Source organism: Mesorhizobium sp. BAC0120 (assembly GCF_033542235.1).
Lineage (GTDB): Bacteria > Pseudomonadota > Alphaproteobacteria > Rhizobiales > Rhizobiaceae > JAWRCU01.
This window is the reverse complement of the sequence record NZ_JAWRCU010000004.1, coordinates 367,324-386,322: the sequence shown is the minus strand read 5'-3', so window position 1 is coordinate 386,322 and position 18,999 is coordinate 367,324. Positions and strand designations below refer to the sequence as shown.

The 18,999-nt window shown below is 61.8% G+C and carries 16 protein-coding genes; 2 read left to right on the top strand and 14 right to left on the bottom strand.

All coding sequences use genetic code 11. The features are described from left to right. Positions 1-4 precede the first annotated feature (4 nt). The 4 genes from SAZ10_RS12190 to SAZ10_RS12175 form a co-directional block, all read right to left on the bottom strand. Entirely contained in the window at positions 5-331 is a 327-nt protein-coding gene (locus SAZ10_RS12190) for a ferredoxin family protein (protein WP_318609478.1), read from the bottom strand. Next, positions 328-1,959, bottom strand: a complete 1,632-nt coding sequence (locus tag SAZ10_RS12185) for an FAD-binding protein (RefSeq protein ID WP_318609477.1) — start codon at positions 1,957-1,959, stop codon at positions 328-330. The genes SAZ10_RS12190 and SAZ10_RS12185 overlap by 4 nt, the downstream gene beginning before the upstream one ends. A gap of 67 nt (positions 1,960-2,026) precedes the next feature. Beyond that, entirely contained in the window at positions 2,027-2,614 is a 588-nt protein-coding gene (locus tag SAZ10_RS12180) for a thioredoxin family protein (protein ID WP_318609476.1), read from the bottom strand. Between the two features lie 264 nt (positions 2,615-2,878). Then, positions 2,879-3,190 (bottom strand): hypothetical protein, encoded by a 312-nt coding sequence (locus SAZ10_RS12175; RefSeq protein WP_318609475.1) that lies wholly within the window; start codon positions 3,188-3,190, stop codon positions 2,879-2,881. 374 nt (positions 3,191-3,564) lie between these two features. Between SAZ10_RS12175 and SAZ10_RS12170 the strand changes: the two genes are divergently transcribed. Continuing rightward, the gene (locus tag SAZ10_RS12170; RefSeq protein WP_318609474.1) at positions 3,565-4,377 is read left to right on the top strand and encodes a phosphodiester glycosidase family protein; all 813 of its coding nucleotides are present in this window, start codon (positions 3,565-3,567) and stop codon (positions 4,375-4,377) included. 229 nt (positions 4,378-4,606) lie between these two features. Here SAZ10_RS12170 and SAZ10_RS12165 read toward each other — a convergent pair whose 3' ends face one another. The 10 genes from SAZ10_RS12165 to SAZ10_RS12120 form a co-directional block, all read right to left on the bottom strand. After that, positions 4,607-6,244: an arylsulfatase gene (locus SAZ10_RS12165; protein WP_412535202.1), complete on the bottom strand. Its 1,638-nt coding sequence runs from the start codon at positions 6,242-6,244 to the stop codon at positions 4,607-4,609. Positions 6,245-6,546: 302 nt separating this feature from the next. After that, positions 6,547-7,032: a hypothetical protein gene (locus SAZ10_RS12160; protein WP_318609473.1), complete on the bottom strand. Its 486-nt coding sequence runs from the start codon at positions 7,030-7,032 to the stop codon at positions 6,547-6,549. An 8-nt stretch (positions 7,033-7,040) separates the two neighbouring features. Further along, the gene (locus SAZ10_RS12155) at positions 7,041-8,639 is read right to left on the bottom strand and encodes a GMC family oxidoreductase (protein ID WP_318609472.1); all 1,599 of its coding nucleotides are present in this window, start codon (positions 8,637-8,639) and stop codon (positions 7,041-7,043) included. 95 nt (positions 8,640-8,734) lie between these two features. Further along, positions 8,735-9,967, bottom strand: coding sequence for a mandelate racemase/muconate lactonizing enzyme family protein (locus SAZ10_RS12150; protein ID WP_318609471.1), 1,233 nt, complete (start codon positions 9,965-9,967; stop codon positions 8,735-8,737). A 30-nt stretch (positions 9,968-9,997) separates the two neighbouring features. Continuing rightward, the gene (locus SAZ10_RS12145; protein ID WP_318609470.1) at positions 9,998-11,440 is read right to left on the bottom strand and encodes an aldehyde dehydrogenase family protein; all 1,443 of its coding nucleotides are present in this window, start codon (positions 11,438-11,440) and stop codon (positions 9,998-10,000) included. 29 nt (positions 11,441-11,469) lie between these two features. Continuing rightward, the gene (locus SAZ10_RS12140) at positions 11,470-12,525 is read right to left on the bottom strand and encodes a sn-glycerol-3-phosphate ABC transporter ATP-binding protein UgpC (RefSeq protein ID WP_318609469.1); all 1,056 of its coding nucleotides are present in this window, start codon (positions 12,523-12,525) and stop codon (positions 11,470-11,472) included. A 32-nt stretch (positions 12,526-12,557) separates the two neighbouring features. After that, positions 12,558-13,205 carry a GntR family transcriptional regulator gene (locus tag SAZ10_RS12135; RefSeq protein ID WP_318609468.1) on the bottom strand — a complete coding sequence of 216 codons (648 nt, stop codon included), beginning with the start codon at positions 13,203-13,205 and terminating at the stop codon, positions 12,558-12,560. 38 nt (positions 13,206-13,243) lie between these two features. Further along, the gene (locus SAZ10_RS12130; RefSeq protein WP_318609467.1) at positions 13,244-14,104 is read right to left on the bottom strand and encodes a carbohydrate ABC transporter permease; all 861 of its coding nucleotides are present in this window, start codon (positions 14,102-14,104) and stop codon (positions 13,244-13,246) included. Beyond that, positions 14,101-15,024, bottom strand: coding sequence for a sugar ABC transporter permease (locus SAZ10_RS12125; protein ID WP_318609466.1), 924 nt, complete (start codon positions 15,022-15,024; stop codon positions 14,101-14,103). The genes SAZ10_RS12130 and SAZ10_RS12125 overlap by 4 nt, the downstream gene beginning before the upstream one ends. A gap of 147 nt (positions 15,025-15,171) precedes the next feature. Next, complete coding sequence (locus SAZ10_RS12120) at positions 15,172-16,527, bottom strand: sugar ABC transporter substrate-binding protein (protein WP_318609465.1); 1,356 nt, start codon at positions 16,525-16,527, stop codon at positions 15,172-15,174. 529 nt (positions 16,528-17,056) lie between these two features. Here SAZ10_RS12120 and SAZ10_RS12115 point away from each other — a divergent pair. Then, positions 17,057-18,823, top strand: coding sequence for an adenylate/guanylate cyclase domain-containing protein (locus SAZ10_RS12115; RefSeq protein ID WP_318609464.1), 1,767 nt, complete (start codon positions 17,057-17,059; stop codon positions 18,821-18,823). The last annotated feature ends 176 nt before the right edge of the window (positions 18,824-18,999 follow it).

Here is an 18,999-nt window from a genome sequence, read left to right as displayed (position 1 = left end):
TCCGTCACTGCGCCACACGGATTCGATGCGTCGGATCAAATTGTGCGCCGCCGGCCTTGCCGCGGCTCCAGCCGAGCGCACGGGCATAGCTGCCGAACAGGCCCCGCGCCTCCACCTCCTCTTCGGTGATGCCGGTCGGCTCCTCGGCCATCTGCGCCACGTAAAGCGCGTCGGTCGGGCAGTAGATCTCGCAAAGGAAGCAGGTCTGGCAGTCGTTCTGGCGAGCGATTACGGGCGCGCCGTTCTCGGTGGCGTCGAAGACATTGGCCGGGCAGACCTTCACGCAGATATCGCATTCGATGCAGCGCCTAGCCGACACGATCTCGATCATGACGCAAGCTCCGCCGGCTGTCCGGCACTGCTCTCGATACGGAACCTGTCTACGCCTGTAATGAGCAGCTGCTGAGTGAAAGCCTCGCTTCTGTCCGGAAAATCGGAGCGGCGGTGCATGCCACGGCTTTCGGTGCGCATGAATGCGGCTGCCACCGACCAGCGGCCAACAGCAGCAATCGCTGCGGCCTCGCGAGCCTTGATGCTGCCGAGCCCCTCGCCAGAGAGATGGTCGCGGACGTCGCGCCAGACTGCCTCTAGCCGGGTGCTGCTTTCGGCAAGCCGCGCGCCGCTGCGGAAGTAGTTCTTCTCCAGCGGGATGACTTCGTCGCGAACGGCCTCGATGACCTCTTTCGGCTGGATGTCGGCACGAGCCGAGGCGGCCGGTCGCAGGCCGGCCTGGCCGAGCCGCCGAGCTTGCGTATGGAACGGCTTTGCGCCGCGGCGTTTCGCATGGGCCGAAGCACCGCGACCTGCCCACCAGCCGCTTGCCAGCGCCCAGGACGAGTTGACGGCGCCGCCGCCGGAAACGGCGCCCGTCATCGGCTCGCGACTTGCCGCATCGCCCGCGACGTAGAGGCCGGGCACGCCCGTCGCGCAGTCATCCGAGACGATATGGATGCCGCCGGTGCCGCGCACCGTGCCCTCGGCCCTGAGTGTGATGCGGAAGAGATCCTTGAACGGATCGACGCCGGCGCGGTCGTGCGGCACGAAACAATTCGGCTGCCCTTGTCGGAGCCAGCCCTGCAGGGCGGGTTCGGCTTCATCGAGGCGGGCATAGACCGGGCCTTCGATCAGCGCCCTCGCAATTTCCCCCTCGCGCTCGCCGATGCCGTTGGTGAGCGGCTCGCCCGTGGGGCCGAGGATTGGCGACCCGTCCTCGCGATAGAAGGAGGCCCAGCGGAAGGGCAGGCCCTTGTTCAGCGACGTGCCGAAGGGCGCGAGCGTGTACTTGCCGGTGAACTCCATGCCGGAAAGGCTGGCACCTGCCTCTGCCGCCATCAGGTAGCCTTCGCCGGCGAGACCGGTGGAGCCGAGGATGCGCTCATGGAAGGCGCAGCCGCCGGTGGCGAGCACCACTGCTTTCGCATCGACACGCCACTCTCGGCTCGCCTGACGCGCAAGGCCCGCAGCCCCGACGACTGCATCTCCGTCCGAAAGGAGCTCGAGCGCCGGATGATGGTCGAGCACCGTAACGCCGGCGGCGAGCACACGCCGGCGCATGAAGCGCATGTAGTCCGGCCCGCGCAGATTGGCGATGTAGAGCCTCCCGTCATCCTCGCTAGGAAAGGGGTAGCCCCATTCGGACAGCCTGAGCAGGTTCTGATAGGCGGTGTCGACGCAGCGCAGCATCCAGCGTTGGTCGCCCAGCCCGCCGGTGCGCTGCCAGCGCCGCTCGACGGCCGTGTGCCGGGCTTCGCCGGGCGGCACGCACCAGGTTCCCGTGTTCGAGGGTGCCGTGGCACCGCTCGTGCCGAGATAGCCTTTGTCGACCAGCACCACGCGCGCGCCGTTTTCGGCCGCTGCGATGGCTGCCCAGGCGGCCGATGGCCCTCCCCCGAGGACCAGAACGTCAGCCTCGATTGTCACGACATCGTTGGCCGCTGCCCTGCTTGTTTTCTTCGGCATCTGAGCTCGCGTGCGACTATGGATGGAGCGGGATGAGCGGCGCTGCTCGCTGCTTCGACAGAGGCGATCAAGCTGCTTGAGGGAACCAGGCCGGCTCGTTGCCGGGCTTCCATTTGATGTTGCAGCCGATCGAGGATACCTGGTTCGAGGTAGGCCTCTCGCCCTTCAGTACCGCGTCGGCGGCAGCTCTGAGATCGGCGCCGGTCACGTTCTTGCCATTGCCCGGCCGCGCGTCGTCGAACTGTCCGTGATAGGCAAGCCGCCGATCCGCGTCGAACAGGAAGAAGTCCGGCGTGCAGGCGGCACCATAGGCCTTGGCCGTCTCCTGCGATTCATCCTTCAGATAGGGGAAGGCGTAGCCGCTCTTCTCGACCTCTTCGCCGATCCGCGCCAGCGCCTCTTCCGGATGAGCCGCATGATCATTGGCATTGATCGCCACCACCTGGAGGCCCTTCTCCGCATAGTCGCGGGCAAAGGCCGCGAACTGCTCGCGGATCAGGAGGACGAAGGGGCAACGATTGGAAATGAAGGCGACGAGCAGCGCAGGCTTAGCGTCGAAATCCGCGAGTTTGTGCAGCACGCCCTGCGCGTCGGGCAGCAGGAAATCCGCGGCTTTTGTGCCAAGTTCGATCGGATTGGATTCCGTCTTTGGCATGTCGCTTTCCCTTTGAGATCTACGAGCTTCGACACCCCAGCGGGACATCTCCAGTTCGTCTATGAATTTAATAGATTATAGGGGGCGATTGCGGTTTGCGGTCAACGTGCTGCGGTAGAATAGCCTGCCAATGTCAGGGTCCGCAGGACAATTTCGTTCGTCAACGGACCGTAGCGGCGAAATGTGGATGGAAATTGCCGAAAGGTACTGATCAAGTTGTGGAACCGGCGGGTGGCGGTCCACCTGCCGGATTCCCGGTGGTGACTAGACGCTGCCCTTCACCCATTGTGGCGTCGCCGTGCGAACCTCCGACGGCCCGGCGAGCAGTTCGGCCGTTTCGCGCTGGTAGTCGGCGAACCAGGGCTGCTTGACGAAGTCCTGATTGCTGCTCTGGTCGGCGCCGAGCTGGAACACGATGACCGTATCGGGATCGCTGTCGTCGTAGCAATAATAGTAGCTGAGCGTGCCGTCGCCGCCGGCGACATACTCGCGCGCGTATTTCTCCCACACGCCTTTGACGTCGTCGCGCCTGCCAGGCTTTGCCTTGTGCCTGACGAAAGTTGCGCTCTTGCTCATGGCATTCTCCTAGGACTGTACGGCTGACTGCCGCTGTTGGAGGGCTTGGTGCCCATGTCGAGACGATCGAGGAGAAGCGTTTGTGACGCGTGAGACGAAAATAGCTGGCCTGGGAGTTCACGCGCCTATTGGTGCAGGCAGGGCAATTGCATATGCCGGCGCGGACCCCCGCTCCGCCTCCCTTCGCTCGGCACCTCTCCCCCTCAAAAGGGGAGAGGAAAAGCGCGTGGCATTGCGGCCGGCGCTTCCTCTCCCCCGTCGACCGAGGGAGAGGTGGTTCGCGAAGCGAACCGGAGTGGGGGTCGACCTCACATGCGATTGCGCTGGAGTGCAGGGGTGGTCACTCCTGTGGTCGCTCGACTAACATCCACGCCATGACAAAGAGGCAAACGACATCCCTCCCCTTCCGCAGGATGCTCCGCGTCGCGGTCGCCGCAGCGGCCGGGCTTCTGGGGCTCCATGCAGTCGCCCCGGCTCATGCCGATGGCCCGTGCCGGAGCGCGCACTTCGAGGACATGGGTTATGTGGTCTGCAGCTTCGATCCCGCAGAGGCGCAACTGCGCCTGTTCTGGCGCGATGAGAGCGGCAGGCCCTATCGAACCTTCTCCGCGCTCGCGGGCGCGCTTGACCGCCAAGGCACCAAACTCACCTTCGCTATGAACGCCGGCATGTTCCTGCCCGACTTCACGCCGCTCGGGCTCCATGTCGAGGAAGGGCGGGAACTTCGCCCGGTCGAAGCGGCGGCTGCGCCCGCCGACGTCCATCCGGTCCCGAATTTCTACAAGAAGCCGAACGGCGTCTTCTATATCGACGGCGGGAGTGCCGGCGTGCTTACCACGGAGCGTTTCCTGAGCCTCAGGCCCAAGGCCGATTACGCCACTCAGTCCGGCCCGATGCTGGTCGTCAACGGCCGGCTTCATCCCGCCTTCATCGAAGGCTCACGCGACCGAACACGCCGCACTGGCGTCGGCGTCTCCGCTTCGGGCAGCGTCCACTTCGCAATCAGCGACAGCCCGGTCAATTTCTACGACTTCGCACGCTTGTTCCGCGACCGCCTCGGCTGCCGCAACGCTCTCTTTCTCGACGGCGGCCGCGGCACGGGCCTCTACTCGCCCGAACTTGGCCGCAATGACTGGTCCTGGCACGGCGGCTTCGGCCCGATCGTGGGAGCCGTCGAGCAGCGCTAACTGGAATGAGCTTAAGAAAGCTGCCCTTCCGCCGAACCAGGGCACCAGTCCAGAACCTCGTCATATTTGCGGCGGCTTGCAGCGGGCCGTCATGGCGAAATCATGTGGTCGCAACATTGTGAACTTCCATGGTCGCGCAAACGGCCGCGACATATGTGCGGAAATTCTCTTGGCAGACGAAATGGGCGGCCCTTCCCAGAGGCCGCCCGCATTCAGGGTGGGCTGGCTATCAGTTGCCCGGACCTTTTGCTGCCGCCTGAGCCTCGTCCATGCGCTTCTGCATCTCGGCCTTGACTGCGTCGAGGTTGAAGCTGGCGCCTCGCTGCATTGGGGGAAAGTCGAGGAAGGTCTGGAGTTCCTTTCCGACCACCTGCTGGACAAATACGAAGCGCCAGAACTGGTACTTGAACCAATCGAAGTATTGCTGTCCGCCCTCTTTCGTTCCGTTGTTGGGCCAGCCGGTCCTCTCGAATGGGTCGAGCCGCAGGTTGACGATGACTGGCACGTCGGGATGAGTCTTTTCGCCAATCCAGCCTTGAGGCTGATCGATGAAGCGGAACTTGTAGTCGTCGATGCGAACTGCGCCGACCGTGCTTTCGCCCAAATAGAATATCTCGTGGCGTGCGGACGGACCCTTGCCGGTAATAGCCGCCGTCTGGTCGTAGCCATCAAGATGATTCTTGTAGGTCCGGTCGCCTATGGTCTTGCCCTGCAGCAGTTCGTTGGTGATGTTCGGATTGCCAGCTGCGGCAACAAAGGTCGGCAACCAGTCCAGGCCCGAGAAGATGCCGTTCTGCACGGTGTCGGCGGGCACATGACCAGGCCAGCGAAGGATTGCGGGTACGCGGAAGCCACCCTCGAGCACAGTACCCTTTGACTGGGCAAATGGCGTCTGCCCTCCATCGGGCCAGGTGAACACTTCAGTCCCGTTGTCGGTCGTGAACAGGACGATGGTGTTGTTATCCTCACCTAAATCCTTGATCTTTTTCATCACAAGCCCGACGTCGTCATCGAGCTGGGCCATGCCGGCTTCCTCTTCCGACCAGCCGTTCTCAGAGTTTCGCATGCCCTCGTATTTGGGAGAGAGGTGGGTGACTATATGCATGCGCGTGGGGTTCAGCCAGACGAAGAAGGGCTTGTTGGCCTGCTTGGCTCTTTCCATGAAGCTCGTAGCGAAGTCGCGGATCTCGTTGTCGACCGTTTCCATGCGCTTGGGATAGAGCGGGCCGGCATCCTCGATCCTTTGCTTGCCTATTCTGCCCCAGCGCGGCATCTCGGTCGGATCATCTTTGTCGGTTGCCCAGCTGTGAACCATGTTGCGCGGCCCCACCACGTTCAACAGATCCTGCGGATAGTTGGGATGCGCGGGGTCCTCCATCGCGTCGAGATGATAGAGGTAGCCGAAAAACTCATCGAAGCCGTGAACGGTCGGCAGGAATTCGTTCTTGTCGCCCAGATGGTTCTTGCCGAACTGACCGGTGGCGTAGCCCATTGACTTCAAGATAGTTGCGATAGTCACCGCTTCGGCCGGAATGCCTATCGACGCGCCGGCTTGGCCAACTGTGGTCATGCCGGTTCGGATCGGCAGTTCACCTGTGATGAAGTTGGCGCGCCCCGCCGTGCAGCTGGCCTCCGCATAATAGTCCGTAAAGAGCATGCCTTCCTTGGCCATCGCGTCCAGGTTGGGGGTGCGGCCGGCCATCATGCCGCGATGATAAGCGCCAATGTTCCACATCCCGATATCATCGCCCATGATGACGAGGATGTTTGGCTGCGATGGTGCCTGGGCCTGAGCAGGCATACCTGCCAGCAGCGTGCTTGCCGCAAGCGACAGGCCGGCCAGGGCCATCGTTCGCAATGGTTTCATTTTCCGTCCTCCGTGCCTGTTATGTCTCGAACCTGCTCACGCCCTTGCTGTCGCGGCGACGCGCACAAGAGCCCACTGACAGCACGTTCACCACGTGAACACGCTGGTGCCGAGCGCCTTACCATGGGGAAGGACGGACAAGATATTGACCTTAGGGGAACAGCGCGATGCACGATCAGTCCGCTGCGCCAGCGGTTGATCTACGACATGACCATACGCCGGTTCAGCCAGGAGACGGAGCGCAACTACATCCGCGATGGGGCGGTTGGCGGCCAATCAAGGACGGGGAAGCAGGTCAACGCTCAAACCGAATGCCCGCTGACGTCAGCATCCCGATAGACCTTGCCGCGACGCAGTACGGCGTCGAGCAGAGAAAGATCGCCTTGCGGGAGATCGTGCCCTTTCGGGAAGGGCGGCCGCGGCTCCATGCCGATGGACCTCAATACCGCGTCATTGCCATAATAGGCGCGCGACGTCAGAGCCTCTACGACGCTGAAGAATCCGGGCCGCTCGTCGCGCAAACGAGCGAGAAGCGCGCAACGCTCGGTGGGCGCGAGATCGGCAAGCCGGCCGCCAGCGTTACGGTCGACCGTAGCAAGGATATTGCGAAGCGCATCGCCGTCCCGTCGAATGGATGCGAGAAGGTCGTCAAAGATCGCGGGATCGTCTGCGCCAGGAATGCCATATTTGAAACTGGGAGGGATTATGCAGCCCGCGATGGCACGCAAGCACTCCTGCTCAGGCTGAGACAAGGCGGCGATCGGATGGTTGTCCTGATGGTTTATCATGGCGGATTTCAATCGAAGAGCTCATGCAGGCGCGATTTGATCTGGTCGCTGATATAGAGGGAGACCGCCTGGATCGTGGATGTCGGGTTCACGCCGCCCGACGTCACGAAAACACTGCCGTCGACGATGAACAGGTTTTTCACATCGTGACTGCGGCCCCATTCGTTCACCACCGACCGCTTCGGGTCCTTGCCCATCCTGGCGGTGCCGAGCAGGTGCCAGCCGGCGTGGGATAGCGGCGAGCGGGTGACGATGTCGGTGCCGCCGGCGGCAAGCAGGATTTCCGTGCCGCGCGCGATGGAATGATCCAGCATCTTTTGCGTGTTCTCGCCGATCCGGTAGGTGATCCTGGGCGCGGGGATGCCGTTGCTGTCCTTCAGACCAGGATCGAGCGTGACGGTGTTTATTTCCTCGGGCAGGTCCTCGCAGATCGACACCATGCCGGCCTGATGGTCGAAGTAATGCCGAAATGCGTCATGGTGGTTTTCGCCCCAGGGGATAAGGTTGTCCGCCATGCCGTTGATCGCCGTCGTCGCCGGCCCGAAACCGCGCGTGAACTGATAGCAGTAGCCACGCACATAGCCGCGCTGCGGATCGGTCTCATAGAACTCCATGCTCCACATAAAGCCTCGGGCGCCGCGGAAGCCGTCCTGCTGCTTGTCGAACCGGCCACGCGCCATCGCATAGGGATGGAGCATCAGGTTCTTGCCGACCAGGCCACTGGAATTGGCAAGACCGTTTGGAAACCGCTCGCAGGCGGAATTCAGCAGCAAGCGCGGCGTGCCGATGCCGTTGCAGGCGATGATGACGATTTCGGCCGGCTGGAACACCTCTTCGCCATTGGCGTCGAAATACCAGGCGCCGACCGCCATCCGATCTTCATTCGTTTCGATACGGCTCACCCGGCAGCGTGTCCGCACCTCGATACGGTTGCGTACGGCCTCCTGCCAGTAGGTCACGTCGACGGCGGCCTTGGCGCCCTGCGCGCAGCCATGGCCGCAATGCCCGATGTTGATGCAGGGCGCGCGGCCTTCATAGGCGCGCGCGTTGATGGCCGTGTCGGCCGGCCACCAGTGCCAGCCAAGCTGGTTCATGGCGCGCCCGAACATCTCGCCGGTGTGCCCAAGCGGTATCGGGGGCATCGGCGGCTCTTTCTTGGGATAGGCGGGGTCGCCGGCAAGCCCCGACACCCCCATCATCCGGTCGTTGATCTCGAAGAAGGGCTCGAGGGTGCTGTAGTCGATTGGCCAGTCGTCGGCCACGCCGTCCAGTGAACGCACCCGGAAGTCGGACGGATGCATGCGCGGGAAGTGGCCGGCATAAAAGACCGTGCCGCCCCCGACGCCATTGAAATTCGCGATCTTGATCGGAGAACCATCGTCGTTGATAGGATAGTCCGCAATGCCGCCGCGACGATTGGGGCTGAGCGCATAGTCTTCAGACTGCCGCGTCTCCCAGTCACGTCCATTCGACGGAAAATCCTGCGACCGCGGCCAGTCGCCCTGCTCAAGGCAGACGATCCGCATCCGCGTCTCGGCGAGGTTCCAGGCAACGGCGGCGCCAGAAGCACCGCCGCCGATGATCAGAACGTCAACCGGCTCGTTCATTGGAGGAGTCCCTACGTGATTTCCCGCGCACTTGCCTAGAGCGGCGTGCGTTCAAGTTGGACCGCGGCGCTGCTCTATCCCTTTGTTCTGATCCTCTAGACGGCGAGGCGCGGTGTTTGGGTGCGATGGAACATCCCGACCTTCTCCAGGGGAGGATATTTCTTCAAGGCGGCTTCAACCGGCTCGGTGCCCCAACCCGGACGATCCGGAAGGACCAGATAGCCGTCCTTGATTTCAGGCACGTGGCTGAAGACTTCGCTGTCCCAGGCAATGCGGTCGATATCCGTCTCCATGATGCGAAGATTCGGCACCACGGCACTGAAATGCGCGTTCATCATCGTGCTCAGGTGCCCGTAGAAATTGTGCGGCGCGACGTTGACGTCGTAGGCCTCGGCCGCCGCGGCGATCTTCACCGATTGCCACACGCCGTTCCACGGCGCGTCGATGATAGCGACGTCGACAGAGCGGTTCTCGAAATAGGGCAGAAACTGCTGCAAGCCGATCAGGGTCTCGCAAGACGAGATCGGATGGGGGCTGTGCGAACGGATATAGGCGAGCGCCTTGGGGTCCAGAAGGTCGAGCTCGACCCAGAACAGGTCGAGGTCGCTCGTTTCCCGCAGGATTTGGAGATAGCCTTCGGTCCGCGCATTGAAATTCAGGTCGAGCAGAATGTCGATGTCCGGCCCCGCAGCCTCGCGCATGATTTCCAGATGACGACGCAGGTTCTTCAGGGTCCTGCGTTCGACATTCATGCTCGGATCGTGGGGGCGGCCAAACCCTGGCGACCAGGGTTCGATGCTGTCGTTCCCGTCATATTCGAAGATGTTCGTCTTGAGCGCCGTGAACCCACCCGCGCCGACATCGCGCGCGATCTGGCGCACGCCTTCGGAATCCTTTATGACCGGCGAGAAATGCGGAGCGCGCATGCGATAGGCGACGCAGTGGGACCAGTAGACCCGGATCTTGTCGCGCACCTTGCCGCCGAGCAGCACGTGACACGGGACATCCATCACCTTGGCCTTGACGTCGAGAAGGGCGTTCTCGATCGCCCCGAGAGCCTGGCCGACCACTCCGCCGAGAGCAGGGCGTACGACATTGCGCAGGTCTTCGCGGATATGCTCATGGAGCATGGCGCTCTGGCCGATCAGGCGATGGCTGATCTGATTGATCACTGCCGAGACGCCAGGCGATCCGAAATTCTCGTCGAACTCGCTCCAGCCGACCACTCCACCTTCAGTGGTTATCTTGAGGAAGTGGTAGTTCCGAAAGGAATTGCTGCACGACAGCGTTCTCACTTCGGCGACGGTAGCTTTGTTTTTCATGGTCATTCCTGGTCTGTCCAACTACTCGGTCCGGCTTCACGCCTGAACCTGACTCCACCCGGAGATCGACTTGACCTCCAGATACTCCTCGATGCCCCAGCGACCGCCCTCGCGCGAATGTCCGGACGCTTTAATGCCGCCGAATGGCGCGCCGGCGCCGCGCGGCTGACCGTTCATCTCAACCATCCCCGAGCGTAGCCGCCGGGCGACGCGCATACGGCGTTCATGGTCCTGGCTCTGGACGTAGTTGGTAAGGCCGTAAGGGGTGTCGTTGGCGATTTCGATCGCCTGCTCCTCGTTGTCGAAAGGAATGATCGACAGGACTGGGCCGAAGATCTCCTCGCGCGCTATGGTCATGTCGTTCGACACGTCGGCGAACACGGTGGGCTTGACGAAATAGCCACGATTGAGATCGGCGGGGCGTCCCGGGCCGCCGGCTACAAGCCGTGCCCCTTCGGCGATACCGCTTTCCATGAGGCTCTGGATCCGCTCGAATTGCTTTGCCGATATGACCGGCCCGATCTGCGCCCCATGCTGATCCGATGGCCCCACAGCTACGGACTTCGCGATGCTGGCGGCGATCTCCACCGAGCGATCGTAGATAGATCGCTCGACAAGCATGCGCGACGGCGCGTTACAGTTCTGGCCACTGTTGACGAAGCACTGGCGAACGCCGCGCTCTACCGCTTTTTCGTCGGCGTCGGCGAAAATCAGATTGGCACCCTTTCCGCCAAGCTCGAGGCCGACACGTTTCAAGGTGTCGGCGGACGCCTTTGAGATCGCAATGCCGGCACGGGTCGATCCGGTAAAACTCACCATGTCGACGTCGGGATGAGTGGAAAGCCGCTGCCCGGCGCCCAGGCCATCGCCATGGATCAGATTGAAGACGCCAGCCGGAACGCCAGCCGCCTCGATTATCTCGGCAAAGAGGGTTGCCGACAAAGGCGCCATTTCGGACGGTTTGAGCACCATCGTGCATCCGGCGAGCAGCGCGGCCACGACTTTGAGCGCGATCTGATGGATCGGCCAATTCCAGGGCGTTATCAGCGCAGCCACCCCGACAGGCTCCAGCGCGATCCGATCGTTCGGCGCATGGAGCCCGAGTGGCCTGATGAACTCGAAATCCTTCATGGCGGCGAGATAGTTCGTCATGTGCCGTTGGCCGAGCGCGGCCTGCGCCTGACGCGCCAGATCTATGGGAGCGCCCATCTCGCGCGAAATCGCCTTCGCCATTTCATCGATGCGGCTGAGATAGATCTCCAGCATCCGTTCGACACAGGCGATCCGGAACCGGGCGTCGAGCAGGGACCAGGCCGGGAAGGCGCGCCTTGCCGACGCTACCGCGGCGTCGACGTCTGCGTCGCTGCCAAGCGCCACCTTGCCGTAGGTTTCTTCCGTGTTGGGGTCGATAAGCGATAGCCTGGTGTCGCCCAGGGCGTCCACCCAACGGCCATCAATGAAATACTTGTTCAGGTCCATCCTTGCGCCCTTTCTTCGACCGGTCGCATTTACGCGTCGAGGCGTTTGCCTGTACCGGCGTTGAACACGTGCATGTCGGCGGCGGGCACGGTCAGGCGGATGGTTTCGCCTGGCTTGGCGTCGGTCCGGCCCCGGATGAGCACGCGAACGGTATGATCGAAGAGACGCACCGTGATCTGGGTTTCGGAACCGGTTGGCTCGACGATGGAAACCACCGCGGGCCACCCCTCTTTGTCAGCTACGAAATGTTCGGGTCTAACTCCCACTGTTACGCGCTGGACGGCTCCAATGGCCCGCGGGAGCGTCAACCGTGCTCCGTTGTCGAGGACGAGCGTATCGCCACCCTCGATCCTGCCTTCCAGGAAGTTCATTGGCGGCGAGCCGATAAACGCAGCGACAAAGAGGCTCTTCGGTTTGTCGTAGAGATGTAGCGGCGGCCCCATCTGTTCGATCACGCCGCCATTCATCACCACCGCGTAGTCGGCAAGTGTCATGGCCTCGATTTGGTCATGTGTGACGTAGACGGTAGTTACCCCGAGGCGCTGGTGCAGTTCCTTCAATTCCGATCGCATCTGCACGCGCAGTTTGGCGTCCAGATTGGAAAGCGGCTCGTCGAACAGGAATACGTTCGGCTTGCGGACGATGGCGCGCCCCATGGCGACGCGCTGGCGCTGGCCGCCCGACAAGGCGCGGGGCTTTCGCTCCAGCAACTTCTCCAGGCCGAGGATCCGGGCCGCATCCGAGACCCGCTTTTCGATCTCGGCCTTTGGCGTCCCGCGCTGACGCAGGGCGAATCCCATGTTCTCCCGCACGTTCATGTGCGGATAGAGCGCGTAGTTCTGGAAGACCATCGCAATATCGCGGTCTTTCGGCGCGACATCGTTGATGACGCGCCCGCCGATTGCGATTTCGCCGGCGGTGACTTCCTCGAGGCCGGCAATCATGCGCAGCAACGTCGATTTTCCACAGCCGGAAGGACCGACGAGCGCGACAAACTTGCCGCCGTCGATATGGATCGAAACGCCACGCAGGACCTCGAGGTTGCCGTAGGACTTTCGGACCTCCCTGATTTCGACTGCACTCATTCAGTTCTCCCTGGGCATGTGCGCGCTGGCGATCAGATCGCCGCCTGTTCCCGCGCCTGTCGTTTGTTCTCTTCGATCTCGCCGACGAGTGCGCGGTATCCCGCCTGCTCGTGCTCGACGACAAGCTTTGCCGCTTCGGCCATGTTGCCGGCCTGGATCGCATCCCGGATCGCGCGGTGCTCCGCCAGCGACGCAGCCATCCGATCCGGCAGAATGACAAACCCGAAGGTGACCGAGGTCATCGCGGTCAGATTGGTCAGCAGACGAAGGCACCATTGCGAATGAGAGGAACTGCAAAGGAGCGCATGAAAATCGTGGTTCAACTGCGTATAGGCTGCCGCATCATTGGCCTTGATGGCGATGTCGGAGGCCGCGATGTTTCTATTGATCGCCGCCAGTCGCGCGGCGTCGAAGTCGGGCCATCCCAACTCGATGGCCAGCGCGCCAATTCGCCCGCGCAAGGCGTAGATCTCGCGAAGCTGGTCCGCCCCGGCGCTGGCGACGATCGCACCGACATGGGTCTCGATCTCGAGCCATCCCTCGGCGGCCAGACTGCGGATCGCTTCGCGGATCGGAGTCTCCGAGATGCCCAGCGCTTCGGATATCGCGCGGGTCGTGATCCGATCGCCGGGCTTCACCGCCTTAGTGATGATCAGCTTCTGGATATGGCGTCGAGCCATATCCGTTTTTGATAGAAATACCGGAGTATCCACCGCCATCACCCTTTCGTCGCTCCATCTGCGAGACCTTGGATAAGCCACTTCTGGACTATCAATGCAAAGATGATGACAGGGATGACCGTAATGGTGCCGACGGCCGTCAGCGCGCCCCAATTGGCCCCGTTGATGGTGTCGCCGGCTATGCCCTGGATCGCGACAGGAATTGTCGAAGCTTTGCGATTGGTCAGAACGAGGGCGAACAAGAGTTCCTCCCATGCCAGGATCATGCTGAAGATCATTGTCGAGAGCAGACCGGGCAGCGAGATCGGCACGATGATCTTGAAGAAAGCGCCGAAGCGGCTGCAGCCATCCAGCATCGCCGACTCTTCCAGCTCCTTGGGCAAGGCGAGGAAAAAGCCGCGCATCAGCCACATCACGTAAGGAATCAGGAACGTGCAATAGGCGAGGATCAGCGTGATGTGCTTGTCGGTCAGGCCGAGCTTTCGGGCGACGAGAAACATCGGCACCGCAAGCGCGATTGGCGGCACCCCACGCGACAGGATGATCAGCAGGCCGATCGTGCGAGCACCGCGAAGCTTGATACGCGCGAGTGCGTAACCCGCCATCCCGCCGGCGATGACCGACACGATGCCGGAACCGACGGCGACAATCACCGTATTGACGAGGCGCCGCCAGATATCGGGCCGTTGCAGATAGGTGACGTAGGATTCAAGCGTCGGGGTGAAGAACAGGGTTGGCGGCATGGTGAAAATGTCGCGCTGCTCCTTGAGCGACGTCAGGAACATCCAAAGGAGCGGGAACAGGAAGATGAAACAGAAAACAACACCTGCGACGATGCGGATATAGGGGCCTGGCCTGACGCGGCGCCGAGGGGCGGCAAGGATGCCGGTCGTGTTCAAAACCGTTCCTCCAGACGCGTGCTGCCCCACAGGAAGACCCCGGTCAGCACCATCGTGATGACGAGGATGACGACAGCCATTGCCGCCGATTCCGCAAAATGCAGGGACCGGAAGGCCTCCTCGTAGATGAACAGGTTGACAACGTTGGTCGCGCCGCCGGGGCCGCCATAGGTGGCGGCTAGCGCAATATCGAACATCTTGACCGCGCCCAGCCAGCGCACGACGAAAGTCGCGGCAATTATCGGCGCCAGCAAGGGCAGCGTTATCGACCAGAGCTTCGACCACCAGCCGGCGCCATCGATCTCGGCCGCCTCGAACACGTCCCTTGGCAGGGCAAGTAGCGCGGCCGTCGCTGTGAGAACGACAAACGGAGTCCAGCGCCAGGTGTCGATGATGACGAGCGCGGCCATTGCAAGCGTCGCGTTGCCGAACCAGTCGAGCGGTTCGAGGCCCGCCAGGCTCATCAAATATGTGGTCATGCCCCAAAGCGGGTCGAGGATCATGCGCCACAGGCCGCCCGCGACGACCGGCGCGACGACCATCGGGATCAGGAAGAGCGCCCGCACCACACTACGGCCGCGCCATTCGGCATTGATCAGGAATGCAATCGAGAAGCCGAGGATTATCTGCGCGGGCAAGGCAAACACGAGGTAGATCAGCGTGACCTGCATCGATTCCCAGAAACGATAATCCGACAGCACGCGGCTGTAGTTCTGCCAGCCAACCCATTCGACCGCGCTGAAGGTTGCCAGATCGAAGCGCGAAAAACTGATCTCGATCGTGTAGAAGATCGGGTATGCCAGAACGGCACCGAGCAAAACGGCAGCCGGCACCATGAACGCCCAACGCGACAGAAAGTCGGCGAACTTACGCCCCGGGCGCGAGGGCTGATAGGTGGATACTGACAGCTGACTGCTCAAAGCTCTCTCCGAGATTCCGCTCGACTCGTGTGGCGACGCTTTTCAACCTGCGGGAATGCCACCGAGGTTCGCGACGGACTCTCCCGACGAAGGACGGGCGCCACAGTCGTGGATGGCGAAAACCGCCATCCACGAGATCCTGGCCGCTTACTTCAGAACGTCGGCGATCTTTTCGGCAGCGGCATTGAGTGCATCCGCCGAGGACGTCTTGCCGGCCATGGCGCGGCCGATCTCGTCAGCAAGAATCTGCTGTGCGGCATCCGATCTGGGATCGCGGATGCGCCACATCTCGCCCTTGGCCGACACGTCGTACGCGAACTGCAGCGCCGGGTAGACCGGAACGAGCCAATCGCTTTGCGGCTTTGAGGCGAGCGTCGACTTGCGTGCCGGGAATGTGCCGAGCGCGTTCGCACGGAAGGCCTCGCCTTCCTTCGAAGAGAGCCATTGCACGAAGGCCCAGGCGGCCTGCTTGTTCTCGCTCTTGGCGCTGACCGATCCGCTCCAGATGCCGCGATGAGCACCGGCGCTTACCGACCCGACCGGCATGACCTGCACGCCGACCTGCTCCGGTTTCAGCGTAGTCGTCTTGGGGTCCACGGCAGAGCTGCGATACACGCTGCCCCACTGGAACATCGTGGCGACGGTTCCCTGACGAAATGCCTGAAGCGATTCCGTATAGCCGTGTGCCAGGGCTCCGGGAGGGGCGTATTCGAGCAGCTTACGATGCGTATCCAGCGCCGCAACACCGATCTCGCTGTTGAAGGCCGGCTTGCCATCCGCGTCGAGCAGCTTGCCGCCGTTCGAGTTCATGATGGTCTGCCAGATGGTGGGGGTCAGTGGTTCGCGAACGAAATAGGTGTCGACTGCCCAGGCATCCACTTTCCCGTCGCCGTTCGTATCCTGAACCAGCTTCGGCGCCTGTTCCATGTACTGTGCCCAGGTCAGGTCAGGGGTCGGATGCGGGACGCCGGCCTTGTCGTAAAGCGCACGATTGTAGAACATCATGAGCATGTTCGAACGGAGCGGCACGCCATACTGGACGCCCTTCCATTCGCTGGCCGCCAGCGGCGCGGCGTTGAAATCGGCCCAGTCGTAATCAGATGCGGTCCAGGCTGCAAATTCGGGACTCTTGAGGTCTGCCAAGGCTCCGACTTCGGCAAGCTGCGGCGTCCAGGGATCGTCAACGATGAGTACATCGTAGGTCGGCGTCGGGCTCGTGGCATCGAGCATCATCTTGGCCAGCAATTCCACATAGGGAACGCCGTCAACTGTCACCTTGATGTTCGGATAGTGTTTGTTGAACTCCGCGACTTCCGTTTCCTGGATGGCGGTTGAAAACGCTTCGTTGGCCATCACATGGATTTCAACAGGTTGCTCCGCGGTGCCAAGGCCGTCCTGCGCGTAGGCGCTGACATCCACTGCGCCAAGAAGCGCGAGGGATGCTGTGCCGACCAGGAGCACGCGACGCGACACCGAGGCCGCAATATCTGCAGGCTGAATCATTCACTCCTCCAATCCCATGCCGGAGGTTACCTCCAGCTCCCAGAATTCCATATTCTATATAATCTAGAATATGGAATCTACCTAACCGGGGTGAGTCTTCGATGTCAATGGTGCCGAACCCTCGTTTCACCCCGGGAGGAGCATCGCGTTCGAAGATTGGCTCGCACCTTACGCCGATAGCGGAGCGCCACATTTTTGCGGATTTGCCTCGGCTCAGGCTTACGGCAGCCTGTTGGGCCGCGCCGATTTTTTCCACAACCATCGCGAAGGGCTCCACATTGGCTGCCTGTCCGCCAAGTCGGTAGCTGCACTCATCGAAGCCAAATGACTAGCTATGGAAGTCACAGGCTCTACGACGCGAGCGGCGGCAAGCGCCAATTCGAGACCTTCCGAATGGCCGACTACATATCGCCCTTCGAAACCTGCCGCCGGACTCGGAATGCCATGGGTGGTCTTGAACCAAGCTTATGGAAATGGGGCAGTCTTGTTCTTGCGTGTGTGCTATGTCTGATGGCGAAGGAGGGGCAAGGTGAGTGAGACCCGCAAGCTTGCGGCGATCCTGGCCGCCGATGTCGTCGGATACAGCCGGCTGGCTGGCTCGGACGAAGATCGGACGCTCGCACGACTCCGGGCGCTCCGCAGCGATCTCATCGACCCCACCATCGCGGTTCACGCCGGGCGCGTAGTGAAGCGTACAGGCGACGGAGCTCTCGTCGAATTCCGCAGCGTGGTCGATGCCGTGCGCTGCGCCATCGAGGTGCAGAACGCCATGCTCGAACGCAATGTGGGCGTGCCGCCTGATCGACGTATCGAGTTCCGCATTGGTATCCATATCGGCGACATAGTCGAGGAGAGCGACGGCGACCTGATGGGCGACGGCGTTAACATTGCTGCCCGTCTGGAAGGTATCGCCGAACCTAATGGGATTTGCCTGTCGGGTGCGGCATATGAACAGGTGCGCGACAAGCTGAAACTCGATTTCGAGGATATCGGCGACAAAGAGCTCAAAAACATTGCACGGCCGGTGCGAGCATATCGTGTGGCCTTAAACCGGGGCGCCGAAAGAGAGCCGCTAGTGCCCGATCTGTCCGATGGAAAACTAGTGCTGCCCGAAAAGCCGTCGATCGCCGTCCTGCCGTTCCAGAACATGAGCGGCGACCCCGAACAGGAATATTTTGGCGACGGGATCGCCGAGGACATCATTACCGCCTTGTCCAAGCTGCGGGGCTTCTTCGTTATCGCGCGCAATTCAACCTTCGCGTACAAAGGCAAGGCTCCAGATATCCGCCAGGTCGCGCGCGAGCTTGGTGTTCGCTACATACTGGAAGGCAGCGTCCGCAAAGCTGGTGAGCGGGTACGGGTTACCGGGCAGCTCATCGACGCGGCCAGCGGCAACCACATCTGGGCAGAGCGCTACGACCGCCCTGCCTCTGATATTTTCGCGGTGCAGGACGAGATCACTCACAGCGTTGTAGCGGCGATAGAGCCGCAGATTTACGCAGCTGAACGCCTTCGCCTTCAAAGTAAGGCGCCGGAGAGTCTCGATGCGTGGGGCTGCGTTGTCCGAGCAATGCCTTATATCTGGACCTGGGTTATTCAAGACGAAGACACTGGCATTAACCTCCTGAAGCGAGCGATTGAGCTTGATCCCCACTATGCACGCGCCCGCAGCCTACTCGCGTGGGCCTTCGCCACCCGTGTAGTCTCCGGCAATTTGGAATTTGAGCCAGGCATTTCCAGTGCCCTCGCCCTTGCCCAGGGTGCGATAGACCTCGATCCCGACGACGCATGGGCCCATTTTGCCGCAGGTTACGTATACTCGTTTTCGAGACGACTTGGGCCGGCGGTGGAGGAACTGAACGAGGCACTGCAGCGCAACCCAAACTTCGTATTCGCCCGCATAATCTTGGGAGCAGCGTACGGCTATGCCGGACTTGAGGAAGATGGTCTCCGTCAGCTCGAAATTGCACGACGATTGAGTCCCCTTGATCAAACCCAAGCAGCGAATTTTTCGGTCGAAGGGCTTTGCCATCTAGTCGCCGGCCGCTACTCCGAAGCGGTAGGGGCAGAACGTCGGGCCGTACAGATGAGACCAAACTTTGGAACCGCTTGGCGCACACTCACAGCGGCGGCAGGACTAGCCGGTGACCTGGAAACCGCACGTCAAGGACTCGTCGAATGCAAGCGCCTACAGCCGAATGTCAGCATCGCCTGGGTCGAGAAATACCACCCATTGATACGGGCTGAGGACCGTGCCAGGTACGTCGAGGGCTTGCGCCGAGCGGGCCTTGAATAGTTCAGGCTGGATGCCGCTCCTGCCAATGCTGCCGCCGATCTTGGCGAGTTGGTGAGAAGCGAACGCCAACTTTCCATCCGCTTCCGGCATATGGAAGATGGCAAGGGATGACTGCAACGGATCAAACCTGCGCATTCGGCAGGTTGCATCGCGGCGGGTCTCAGCCTTTGACGCTG

What these genes read in the sequence shown, in the direction of transcription:
- SAZ10_RS12145 (WP_318609470.1), bottom strand. Translation starts at nt 11,440, where the DNA reads ATGGACCTGAACAAGTATTTCATTGATGGCCGTTGGGTGGACGCCCTG.
- SAZ10_RS12170 (WP_318609474.1), top strand. Translation starts at nt 3,565, where the DNA reads ATGACAAAGAGGCAAACGACATCCCTCCCCTTCCGCAGGATGCTCCGC.
- SAZ10_RS12155 (WP_318609472.1), bottom strand. Translation starts at nt 8,639, where the DNA reads ATGAACGAGCCGGTTGACGTTCTGATCATCGGCGGCGGTGCTTCTGGC.
- SAZ10_RS12120 (WP_318609465.1), bottom strand. Translation starts at nt 16,527, where the DNA reads ATGATTCAGCCTGCAGATATTGCGGCCTCGGTGTCGCGTCGCGTGCTC.
- SAZ10_RS12180 (WP_318609476.1), bottom strand. Translation starts at nt 2,614, where the DNA reads ATGCCAAAGACGGAATCCAATCCGATCGAACTTGGCACAAAAGCCGCG.
- SAZ10_RS12150 (WP_318609471.1), bottom strand. Translation starts at nt 9,967, where the DNA reads ATGACCATGAAAAACAAAGCTACCGTCGCCGAAGTGAGAACGCTGTCG.
- SAZ10_RS12140 (WP_318609469.1), bottom strand. Translation starts at nt 12,525, where the DNA reads ATGAGTGCAGTCGAAATCAGGGAGGTCCGAAAGTCCTACGGCAACCTC.
- SAZ10_RS12175 (WP_318609475.1), bottom strand. Translation starts at nt 3,190, where the DNA reads ATGAGCAAGAGCGCAACTTTCGTCAGGCACAAGGCAAAGCCTGGCAGG.
- SAZ10_RS12165 (WP_412535202.1), bottom strand. Translation starts at nt 6,244, where the DNA reads ATGAAACCATTGCGAACGATGGCCCTGGCCGGCCTGTCGCTTGCGGCA.
- SAZ10_RS12160 (WP_318609473.1), bottom strand. Translation starts at nt 7,032, where the DNA reads ATGATAAACCATCAGGACAACCATCCGATCGCCGCCTTGTCTCAGCCT.
- SAZ10_RS12190 (WP_318609478.1), bottom strand. Translation starts at nt 331, where the DNA reads ATGATCGAGATCGTGTCGGCTAGGCGCTGCATCGAATGCGATATCTGC.
- SAZ10_RS12185 (WP_318609477.1), bottom strand. Translation starts at nt 1,959, where the DNA reads ATGCCGAAGAAAACAAGCAGGGCAGCGGCCAACGATGTCGTGACAATC.
- SAZ10_RS12135 (WP_318609468.1), bottom strand. Translation starts at nt 13,205, where the DNA reads ATGGCTCGACGCCATATCCAGAAGCTGATCATCACTAAGGCGGTGAAG.